Source organism: Bradyrhizobium sp. ARR65 (assembly GCF_000472385.1).
Classification (GTDB): Bacteria; Pseudomonadota; Alphaproteobacteria; order Rhizobiales; family Xanthobacteraceae; genus Bradyrhizobium.
Genome location: NZ_AWZU01000097.1, coordinates 1 through 10,244, shown reverse-complemented (window position 1 = coordinate 10,244; position 10,244 = coordinate 1). Strand labels below are relative to the sequence as shown.

The following is a 10,244-nucleotide window of genomic DNA, read 5'->3' as shown; positions in this document are numbered from 1 at the left end:
AAGGCATGGCCATGCCGCGACACATAGGAGGCGAACACTCCGATCTGGCAATTGGTGATCTTGCCTGCTGAGCCTGTGTACTGGCGTGCAACCCCGCACGAGGCCTTGCCCTGTTTCAAAAAGCCGGTCTCATCGATGACCAGAACCGCGTCCTCATCGCCAAGTGTTTCCAGCGCGTACTCACGGACAATGTCGCGGAGCGCGTCGGCNTCCCACTGCCCNCGGCCCAGGATCGCCTGCTGGCGCCACGGGCCTGGATCGCCGGACGCTTCCGCCCGCATCCAACCCGTCTTGCGCGGCTCGTTGCCCAACAGACCGTCGAGAAACTGCCCCGCCGAGGCCGCCACCCGCTCCTGCGTAAACAGCGGACGGATGCGTTGCTTGGCATCTCGCAGCGACGATACCCACAGCGTCAGCGTATCTTCAACTGACGCGCCACCAATCATCAGATCCCGAATCATGGTGACCCATGGATTCAGAACTCACCACAAATAGCAACTGTAATGCTAGTGCAGCGACATCGCCTTCGGTCCCTCCAATGTGGTGAAGCAAATAGGCACCGAGCGTAATGGCGGCTAGATCCAAAAGACCGTTCAACAGTTCGGCATGATCCTCGGCGAATCTCGCAAATGAGTTTTGTATGCCGGCTATCGTCTTGGCGGCAGCCTCGAAGCGATAGGTATCATCGAAATCAATCTCGGTGGCCGCTATTCCGAAATCAGTACCTAGCTTGCTGACCTCGGCCCTGATGATTTCGCCGCTATTCCCTTCGCGAGCGGGAGCCTGATATCGCTCGGCTTCGAGGGCCAGCTCGTCGTCTACGAGGCGGAAAAAGCCTGGCGTAGAACTGGGGATTTTGCGAAAGTCGCTCGGCAATTAATGCTTCGCTGAACGGTCCGCGGATCACCGTCACCTCTGCGGTCAGGTTAGATTTCACCTGAAATACAGGAGAGCCAGCCTGCATCCGGATCTCGCCAGCTATGCCTTGTCCGGTAGCTCCGACAAACCCGCCCTTCGATTCACTGGAAAGATCTCCAGCTTCTCCTTTTGCTTCCGGCATGTTCTTGCTTTCCTCAAGTTTCCTGTACGTCGTGCGCCAGCCGGGCGATTATCGAGTAATAGATGTTGGCGGAGTCTCCGGCTGTAGCGGCCGCTCGCTATTGAAGTCATTGCCGAGAGTAAGCGCCCAGTATCATGCCGCCGATCCAGTTTAGTGGTGTGGCGGCGGACGTCCCCACACTGATCGAGCGGGTAGCCCCATCAGCGTGCCAGCGTTGAAGAGAAGTCCTACACATCCCCAAATCCAAAAGAGCACGGTTAGCGCCGCGGCCGGTCCCGATGTTGCTTCGAAGCCGAAATGCCGGCTCCCGAGTCTTGCCCACGCGAAAAGAGGTCCATTCCATTCCCTGATAAGTGACATTCAGCTCCAAACCCGAGGTGATCGCTCAAGTCCCGCCTATCGAGCCAGTGAACTTTTCGAAGTCTCGGAATCGTACGACGGCGCCCTGCATGATCGCCTCGATCGACCCGTCTGCCTTCACTTTGTACGGGACGCCCGCATAAACGCCATCAGGCTCGAAAGGCCGCGGCGTACGGTCGATGGTCACTCGATCGGATCGGCCTAGAAAGCTGGCCTTTGGCGGTGGGGGACGCTGCCGCTGCGCGATCGCAGCTTCCAGAAGGCGGTCGTGCTTGAGGTTCGGGAATAGCAAGAGCAGCAGGATCCCAAGCACCGGTGAAAGGAAAAGCGCCACGATGAACCAGGCAATGAAGCCGCGGCCCCTTGCTTCGGCCGCAGCAGCTACCAAGCCGGTCAAGATAATCCACGAAATGAAAACAAGCATCTCCTCCCACCACATGTTCAATCGACTGGAGCGCGGCCTCAATACTTCGGCACTCGGTGCGTTCGACAATCGAACGGTCCATCTGACCCGGTGCCCTTGATGTTCCGGTTGTAGAATTGGCCCATCGACGGAGCTGCCATGAACGCATCGAACGTGGTGGCCGGGAGCTCGCAGTAGTGATAGTACGTGCCTCGCAAATTGATCAGCATGTAGCTCTGCGCTTTGTCGTAACAGACGCGCTGAATGAAGCTGCTCCGTGGTGTGTCGGTGCAAGCGAATGGCGCCAGGTCGACGATGCCACGGTATTTGACGGCAGCTGTCTCCGAGCTCGCTGGCGCGGCGAGGACAACAGCAAAGGCGGCTACGATCGATCGAATCATTCCATGCTGCTCCGGGCCAGCTTCAGTTGCACTCCAAACCGTACCTTGACACTGCACTTTCGAAGTCACCTTGGGCCGAGCGCAACCGTCGAAATTCACTCGAGCAATCGTCTTGTCCGTTACTGTTCGAAAGACAGCTTGTGTAGCGGCGCAGCGCCCCGGAGATGTCGGATATTGCGGAATTGTATTCTGAGACAGCTTCTTCGCATTCCGCGGGAGCCGCATCCGAGCTCCGAAGACAAAGCACCGATATCGCACAAAACATCAGAATGGGAAGCGCCCGATTGCTCATGTCCCGACGGGCCCCTGGCTGACTTCGATCACGTGTCGGTCAGTCCCCACGGTGATCACGATGGTGTAGCTCTTTTGACCGCCGGCCTGTTCAGTCGGTGGAGCGACATGCAACTGGCCGCCATACCATTCGCCTGGCATCAAGGTGTTGTCCTTAATCACCGATTGCTCCAGTACAGCCATGTTTCGTTGGCCGGTCTCAACAGTCGCTGCGATCATGGCCTCGTTCTGGACGGCCGCGTTGTTCTGAGCGATCGCCGCCGCAGTCGGGCTGTAGAAGGTGCCCGTTCTGCCGCTCGGTGTCGTGTAGTGGCCGTAGCCAGCTTGTGAGGCGCTGTAGGCGTTCGCCCCGGCGGCAAGGCCCGTGATGAGCGCGGCGGCGATCTGGCGGTTCTTTTCCTCCTGCACGAGCATTTCGTAGGTGACGATCTGCATTGTGTAATCGGAGCCGGCGACGTGCTGGACCGCTTCGACCTGGCCCACACGGAAATCGACGGGCTGATGGCTGAGGTTGTTGATCCCTATGACGAACACGGGCCGCCCATTCGCCTGGAGCTGACGGGACGCCGGACGTACTAGAACGAGCGAGTTTTTCTGGCGCGATACGAGGGCAGGCTGCCCATCCCGCATCAACGCCTGCTGTTGTGGGTTTGACGCTCGAAAAGAAACAGCCTCACCAGCCGTGACGCAGCCGCCTAACGTGGCGCAGAGCACCACGATCCCCAATTGACGCATAACCTGAACTCCCCAAGCCCGCTAACATCGAAGCGCAACCAGGGCGTGAAATCAAGGGGACGAAGGTTGAATCATCAACAGGAATCAGCGCTCGCCAAAGCGCCGCCCGTCCGACTCCGTGGCGCGATCGCAAGGGGAAATGCCGCAGATGGGCTAGGCGTGTTGCCAGGCGGTCACCAGCGCTGCAGATGATCGGCCGGAGACCGGCTGCCCGCGCGTTGAACTACATTCGCCCTCGGGCTTAGGGCGTCTGGGCGCTTATGCGCTCCTGGGGCTTTTTTGCAGAGCAGTGAGGCTCAAGGCCAGGGAATTCGACCAGATGTTCCGCGGAACGCCGGTGCGTTTGGGTCGTTGAGGCTGGTGGTCGGCGGCGTATCGGCCGACCAGGAGCAGTCCCCAACAATGTCTGCTTACGCAGCGTTGTGGCTGCTTCCCGTGTTGTGAACGGCTGCACGACGTACTGAACCTCCCGAGGGCGGAGGTTCTTTTTTTTGGGGGGTCTATGATTCCTGCGGCCGATCGGGAAGGGGGATTCGGCGACCATCAGATCACCGCCTCAGCCGCGCGGGCGTTCGTACAGGCTTGCGAACCGGAAGTTTTCTATTCCTCAAGAAATCGAAGCCAGATTGGGCCAGCGCGGCACATCAGCATCGGCCTTCTGGCCCCGCCAGGTATTTGCAGTACATCCAGACCGTCTTCATCGGATGATCCTGTATTTTTGGCCGGTTTCTTCCGCAGCGTCGGCGCGGTTTCCACCTGGTCGGCGGTCAGTGCCTGCAACGTTGCGATCCGCGCCATCATCACCAGGCCTTTCCACTCAGCGGCCGCCAACAGGCATCGCGCCTCCAGCTGCCAGCGCTCGAGTGCGGCTTCCTTCGTCGGCAACACGGCTCTCCGGGTGCCCGTAATCGCAACCGCTCCATTGTCCATCGAGCTCAAGAAAATGCCGGATGCCTTCCGGTAGCTCGCCGCGATCGCTGCAGCGACCGCGAAGCTCAGCCACAATGTCTTCCGTTGCGTCGCGCGACCAGCCTTCAGTGGTATTGAAAACGACGATGCGGACTGGTTCTTGAATTGACCACCGAGCAGGTCCGGATCAGCGTTGCGCGATCGGTTTGTGCCTCGTCGGTCTCTTGCTAAGCCCGGCCGATCCTGCCGCCGATCGTCCAGTACGACATAGACATCCCGGTCCGTAGCCTCTGGCACGATTGAGGGCGAGCGACGTATACGCAACTCCGCAACCCAATAACCGCTCAAATCTGCCTGAGGTCATTCGTTCCGAGTTCTGGAACCTTGGCGCGCAATCCCCATTATCCGCCAAGCTGGAGGATCAGCAATGGCGAAAAAGACGAAAAAGAAAAAGAAGACCGCCCGCGGCCGCAAGCAGGATCGCGCCCCCGTTGCCAGCGGCCAAGAGTACGAGGTGAAGAAGACGCGCCGATCGCCAACCGCGGTGAAGCGGGCGGTCAAGAAGGTCGGCAGCAGTCGTAAGAAGGTTGAGCGCCGGCTTGCTCGGTAGTCTGTGGTATGCTCCTCGGCTGCACCCCCATTGCCCAACGAGGAGCTGGCGGCCCCGCTCGCGGTTACGGCGTTCGCGACGGGGCCGTTCTTATGCGAACAGCGCCGTGCCCGCCACGGCGAGATTCACGGAGCTGGCCGGAAGAAGTCGAAGGTGCCGCGGGCGCTGAGTGTCACGGTCTGGGGGCGACTACTGCTGGACCCACCAAATCACAAAACCAGCTATGAGGATCGGCGTCAGCGCGAGCGCGATTGCGGCCCACCAGCCTGGATCGCCAAAAATGTTAGTGTCGTCGCTCATGCCGTCTCATCAAGTGCATGCCAAGCAGCAAGACCATGGCGAAAACGATGATCTTGCGCCGAGATGTCCAATACGTGCCAACCAAACATCGTTCCGGGCGATTGGTTGCTATTCAGCCCGTGTTAGCAACTGCAGATACGCGCCGCTATCGTGCATCCAGACCCAGCACTTGGCGATCGCAAATTGAAGGCCCGCCTGCACGCGATCGCCATCCCGCTCCGACCGGAGGCGGTAGCCGTCCTATCTTTAGCTTGTGGAGCCGGTCGGGTCCGGAAGGCACCGCCGAGCGCCTTGTGGAAAGGCAGAACTCAAACGATTTAATGCGAGGCGGAACACGCCTGCCCAATCATGCATTGTTCGTAGGGAAAGTGGAACGACGGCTCTCGCGTTAAACGTCACGTCGGAACGGAGGAAAAGCGCCTTGCCAAAGGAAAATGACTTAGAGGGGTGCAAGATCAGGGTGGCAAGCACGGTGGTCAGGCAGGCGTGCCGAGTCGCCTCCACGCCCAAAGACGACCGAGCGGGATGACGATGTGATCCGAAAGCGAGAAGCGGACGCCTCGAACAAACTCGAACGGCGGGATTAGTTTGGGGCGCTCGGCTTCGAACACGTCCCAGATCGTCTGATCAGCCAGCTCCGAATGGCGATGCGCCTTGGCGTAGGCGATGCATTTGTCGAGCAGCCAGGCGTTTAACTCGTCCAGGTTTGCCAGATGATGGCTGCACATCTGCAGGAAGCGGCGATTACAGCGACGATCCTTGCCGACAAAGGTCGTCCCCACCGCGGTCTTCACGTTGTCGTAGATGCGGCGACGCGGGAGAAGGCTACGGCGTCCCTTGTTGAACTTGACAGGCTCTATGAGTCAAAGAAGCTACGCCCGGCAGGCCGTCCACGGCACGGCGGGCGAGATGGGCAACGCACGATACGGCCATCCCTGCTCAGCGAATTCGAGATCGAGGGTAAGCCCCGCCAGGTGATCAATCGCTCGACCTCATACCGCTTCTGCGTGTGCTTTAAAGCGAACTACGAGTCTGGCGGAGCAAGAAGGCCAATACTTTCAAGTCGGCCTGACAAGCGGATTGGAGTCTAGTTTAGTTTAAGTCAATTACGAGTCCCCGTCGTCCGACATTGTCGAATTCCGAGTCCCGTCCGACCGTAAGCGTGGCCGGTTTTTGAGCAAACCGGACATTCGGCCGGACCCACAAGTCCCGGAATGACCCGATGCGGAAGTCGAGCGGCCCAATTTGCTGCAATGCGACCACACCGTAGTCGTTCGAAGACTGTGCTAGGCTTTTACAGCGCAGCACTCTTAGGGGCGAGAAATCCATGAGACGGCGTGATTTCCTCACCGGCCCGTCATGGGAAGTGGTACCACGCTTGCACGTCTGTCCAGCGCGCAAGCACCGCGCAAGATGACGCGGGCGGGTATCGCGACGATTCAACCCCGCACGGGACCATTGTGGACAGCATTCGAACAGCGGCTGAAAGAACTTGGATATGCCGAGGGAGAAAAATCTTGCCGTCGAGTTCATAGACCTCAATGGAACGGTCGAAAAAGAACTCCGTTGACGTCATGAGCCCGGAAATGTGCCCCTTAGCCGACCTATTATTCACCTTGGCGAATATCCGCTCTCGGAAATAGCAGACGCCGATGCCGCGCGCAGGCGGCCATGACCTAGCTGGCGAGGAACCGTAACCGACAACCGAGGATACTGAGTTCGACGCGGCCGGGTAGGCAGTTCAACAATGGCTGAAATCAACTCTCACCCACTTTTGGCGACTGACACAGTAGCGGTGTGGGACGTTTTGTGCTCAGGCACATGCAAGCACAAAAGCGCCGAGGAATGCGTCAGCACAACACATCTCGTGTTTCCTTATCGCGGCGTCTACGTGCATCATATAGGTCAGGTCGAGACAGTCGCGGAAGCGAATCAGGTGGTGTTCTTTAATGAAGGTGAACCCTATCGAATTAGCCATCCTCTTGAAGGCGGCGATGCAAGTCTATCGATCGGAATCGATGAGGCGACGCTGTTGGAGCTGGCGCCGGCCGACTTTCTCCATACCAAAGATCGAATCCTTTTCAACCGGCCTCGCATGCGTATCGATGCGCGCGCACAGTTGCTCGCAGCAGTTGGGCGTCATCGTCTTGCCCGCGGCATGACTGAGACTCTTGAAGCTGAGGATTTGATCCTTTCGCTGGTAAGCCGCGCCCTCGGGAAGCGCACATCGTACGCCGCATCCGGCAGCGTAGGGCGGCAAAAACTGGTGGACCGCGCCAAACTTGCGCTTTCTTCAGATCTTGGACGCCGATGGACTTTGGCTGAGATTGGCAGCGCCGTCGGCGTCTCGCCGGTCTATCTCACTCAGGTGTTCCGGCAAGTCGAAGGTCTGCCGCTTTATCGTTATCAACTCCAATTGCGGCTCGCCCGGGCGCTTGACCTGCTTGATGATTGTTCGGATTTGACGGGTTTGGCGCTCGACCTCGGTTTTTCAAGCTACAGTCATTTCAGTACCGCCTTTAAAAAGGCTTACGGCCTTACGCCCTTGGCGTTTCAACACTCCTCTCGACTTTCCTGAAGTTGGCCGACCGCCGAACGTAAGATCGCTAAAGATTATGGTAGAGCCGGTGATGTGAGCGGGATATCCAGGGGAGCGATCGTCCCAAAACGAGGGCCGTCTCGATGACCGATATCATCCTGCATCACTACGAGACCTCTCCCTATTCGGAGAAAGTTCGGCTCGGTCTTGGTCTGAAGGGATTGGCCTGGGAATCGGTGGAAATCCCCGTCATCATGCCAAAACCCGACCTGACGGCGCTGACCGGAGGCTACCGCAAGACGCCCGTGTTGCAGATCGGCGCAGACATCTATTGCGATAGCCAGTTGATCATGCACGAACTCGAGCGCCGGCATCCTACCCCGAGCTTTTATCCGGCCGGCCACGGCGCGGCCGATGCGCTTGCCTGGTGGGCCGAGAAGACTACGTTCAGCCCGGCTGCGAGCATCGCGTTCGCAAAGAGACGCGACGCGTTGCCCAAGGGATTTCTCGAAGACCGGGCCAAATTCTCTGGCCGAAATATCGATCCGGCCGCGATGATGGCGGCAGTACCGAACTCGCTCGATCAGTTGCGCGCGCATTTCGATTGGCTGAATCAGATGCTGACTGACGGGCGCTCATTCCTGCAGGGCTCTGCCCCTAGCCTTGCCGATCTCGCCGCCTACCATCCGGTTTGGTTCTTGCAGCAAAAACTCGGACCACTGGCGGCGCCGCTCGACGGCTTTCCGAGCCTGCTGAGTTGGACCGAGCGCATTGCCGCAATCGGCCACGGCAGGCGTAGCCCCACGACCTCGAAAAAAGCGCTCGATGCGGCGAGGGACGCTACGTCGATCGCCAGCGTAATCCCCGATCCACGAGATCCGATCGGCCGGAAACCTGGTCAGACAGTGACCGTCACGCCGGATGATACCGGACGCGACCCGGTCGTCGGCGAGTTGGTCGCCTCGGGCGTCCATGAGATCGTCATCCGACGCAGCGATCCCGCGGTCGGAGAGGTCTGTGTGCATTTCCCACGCGCCGGTTTTGTCGTGATGTCGGCCTGACGGCAAACCCGTAATCAATGAGCGCGTCGTAGTGGGCGACGGCAAGACGACGCCAGCAAGAACGTCTCTGTCCGAGACAATTTCAAATGCCATGAGGAAGCGCGGTTTCCAATTCGTGGGACCCGTCATCGTCTACGCCTGGATGCAGGCGGTCGGCATCGTCAACGATCACGAAACACACTGATTTCGACGGAATGTCACACCAAAGCGGAGATGACGCATGTATTACCCAACAATTAGAGGATGCATCCAGGCCCTGAAGAACCTCGAGATCTGGCTCGACAAGGCCGAGCAACATGCCGCGGCAAAGGGGTTTGACGTCGGCGTACTCTTGACCAGCCGCCTTGCCCCCGAACCAAGTTCGATTTCGTAATCAACCTCAAGACGGCGAACGCTTTCGGCGTCACCGTGCCGCCCTCGCTGCTCGCCCGCGCCGATTAGGTTGTAGAATAGTACCGCCCTTGCTGCGGTGCATGAGTCTGGAAATGTGCTGGTTTTTGGACGCCGGCAATACCGAGACGCTCCGCACGCTCAACGGGCCGACGTCCAAAAGCGCCAAGGCACGAAGTCGCGGGAAGTGTGGCACCCGGCAGAGCAACGAGCGCTATGAGGGTCGCATGTCGGCGCCGCTCTCGATGGTGAGCGCGACGCGAGCACGAGACGAGGTGTATCTCTGCATACCGGGGAACCGAGGAGAGTGCAGTGGGCATCTCGGCGGGCGCGTGAAGTGCAGCAACGGGCGGCTGGTGAATCGATCGAGGGGTGTTGCTTCGAGAGGCGGCAGCCGGGCTGCTCGCAGCGGATCGCATGGCGGATTGGAAACACGAAAGCGAAATCCTGCGTTTTGTCGGCCTTCGCCGCCTCCCTGCGGCGGATCAGGCGGTGCGAGTCCGCTTTGGTTTTCGAGATTCCCAGGACGTCCGATTGCCAAGCCCGGACTTCGCCGCGCATTCGATCGGCATGAGCGGACTCGATATCGAGCCGAAAGTATACTTCGGCCATTGCCCGTCTCCAGGCCTCGACGCTCCGTTCTCCCTCCATGCCGGCGGTCGAGAAAAAGATGCTCTGCGTCATGGCACCTTCGGGTCAAACTTCGCATCACATAGGCAATCAGAGACAGCCCGCAAGAACAGCAAAGGATTAGGAAACCGACACCTTTGTATAGTCGGCTCGGCAATGTCGCAGCTTACCGGCGAATAGGAACGCGCCAGGCGGGATTTGCATGTCTGTTCCTGTGCTGGTTTTCGGACGCCGGGATCATGGGAGCCTCCACACGATGAGGTCGCCGGCGGCCGAAAAGCGCCAAGGCACGAAGTCGCGGGAAGTGAGGCACCGGCCGGGCAGCGGGGGCTATGGAGATTTAATGCCGGCGCCGATGTCGATGATGGACGGGATGCCAGGACGACGCCAGCGGCATATCTGCACATGTGCGAGGTCGGGCGAGTGCTGTAGGCATTTCGGCGGGTGTTCGGAGCGCATCAACGCGTGATCTGCGCACTGATAGATGCCATTGGATTGAGCGAGATCGCCGCCGGCGCGGGGCCAGCGTATCGGAAGCGGAAAGCGGCATCGCTT

Annotated in this window: 13 protein-coding genes and 1 pseudogene; 5 read left to right on the top strand and 9 right to left on the bottom strand. The window is 59.3% G+C overall.

Features of this window, described 5'->3' with window-relative positions; all coding sequences use genetic code 11:
- The 6 genes from F758_RS0141995 to F758_RS49055 all read right to left on the bottom strand — a co-directional run.
- Positions 1-461 (bottom strand): IS701 family transposase (locus F758_RS0141995; RefSeq protein ID WP_024511534.1); only part of this gene is annotated, 461 nt, incomplete at its 3' end.
- Positions 424-876: a hypothetical protein gene (locus F758_RS0141990; RefSeq protein WP_024513377.1), complete on the bottom strand. Its 453-nt coding sequence runs from the start codon at positions 874-876 to the stop codon at positions 424-426. The genes F758_RS0141990 and F758_RS0141995, both read right to left, overlap by 38 nt.
- Before the next feature lie 569 nt (positions 877-1,445).
- Positions 1,446-1,844: a hypothetical protein gene (locus tag F758_RS0141985; protein WP_157450528.1), complete on the bottom strand. Its 399-nt coding sequence runs from the start codon at positions 1,842-1,844 to the stop codon at positions 1,446-1,448.
- A gap of 38 nt (positions 1,845-1,882) precedes the next feature.
- Positions 1,883-2,224 carry a KTSC domain-containing protein gene (locus F758_RS0141980; RefSeq protein WP_024513375.1) on the bottom strand — a complete coding sequence of 114 codons (342 nt, stop codon included), beginning with the start codon at positions 2,222-2,224 and terminating at the stop codon, positions 1,883-1,885.
- Between the two features lie 288 nt (positions 2,225-2,512).
- A complete protein-coding gene (locus F758_RS0141975; protein ID WP_024513374.1) occupies positions 2,513-3,250 on the bottom strand; it encodes a hypothetical protein in 738 nt (245 codons plus the stop codon).
- Between the two features lie 600 nt (positions 3,251-3,850).
- Complete coding sequence (locus tag F758_RS49055; protein WP_157450526.1) at positions 3,851-4,135, bottom strand: hypothetical protein; 285 nt, start codon at positions 4,133-4,135, stop codon at positions 3,851-3,853.
- 451 nt (positions 4,136-4,586) lie between these two features.
- Between F758_RS49055 and F758_RS0141965 the strand changes: the two genes are divergently transcribed.
- Positions 4,587-4,769, top strand: a complete 183-nt coding sequence (locus F758_RS0141965) for a DUF3606 domain-containing protein (protein ID WP_024513372.1) — start codon at positions 4,587-4,589, stop codon at positions 4,767-4,769.
- An 878-nt stretch (positions 4,770-5,647) separates the two neighbouring features.
- Here F758_RS0141965 and F758_RS0141955 read toward each other — a convergent pair.
- Positions 5,648-5,884: pseudogene (locus F758_RS0141955) on the bottom strand (IS21 family transposase); the annotation flags it as partial.
- Between the two features lie 932 nt (positions 5,885-6,816).
- Between F758_RS0141955 and F758_RS0141950 the strand changes: the two are divergent.
- From F758_RS0141950 to F758_RS50565, 4 genes are all read left to right on the top strand, one after another.
- The gene (locus F758_RS0141950) at positions 6,817-7,647 is read left to right on the top strand and encodes a helix-turn-helix transcriptional regulator (protein ID WP_024513370.1); all 831 of its coding nucleotides are present in this window, start codon (positions 6,817-6,819) and stop codon (positions 7,645-7,647) included.
- 104 nt (positions 7,648-7,751) lie between these two features.
- Positions 7,752-8,669, top strand: coding sequence for a glutathione S-transferase family protein (locus F758_RS0141945; RefSeq protein ID WP_024513369.1), 918 nt, complete (start codon positions 7,752-7,754; stop codon positions 8,667-8,669).
- A 31-nt stretch (positions 8,670-8,700) separates the two neighbouring features.
- On the top strand, positions 8,701-8,853 hold the full coding sequence (locus F758_RS52950) for a DNA-3-methyladenine glycosylase I (RefSeq protein WP_283805913.1): 153 nt from the start codon (positions 8,701-8,703) through the stop codon (positions 8,851-8,853).
- A gap of 36 nt (positions 8,854-8,889) precedes the next feature.
- Positions 8,890-9,042 carry a DUF1993 family protein gene (locus tag F758_RS50565; RefSeq protein WP_157450524.1) on the top strand — a complete coding sequence of 51 codons (153 nt, stop codon included), beginning with the start codon at positions 8,890-8,892 and terminating at the stop codon, positions 9,040-9,042.
- 158 nt (positions 9,043-9,200) lie between these two features.
- Here F758_RS50565 and F758_RS53705 read toward each other — a convergent pair whose 3' ends face one another.
- A complete protein-coding gene (locus F758_RS53705) occupies positions 9,201-9,671 on the bottom strand; it encodes a hypothetical protein (protein WP_502689228.1) in 471 nt (156 codons plus the stop codon).
- Between the two features lie 348 nt (positions 9,672-10,019).
- Positions 10,020-10,244, bottom strand: a 225-nt coding sequence (locus F758_RS51480) for a hypothetical protein (protein WP_210200111.1), incomplete at its 5' end; no start/stop codon positions are given.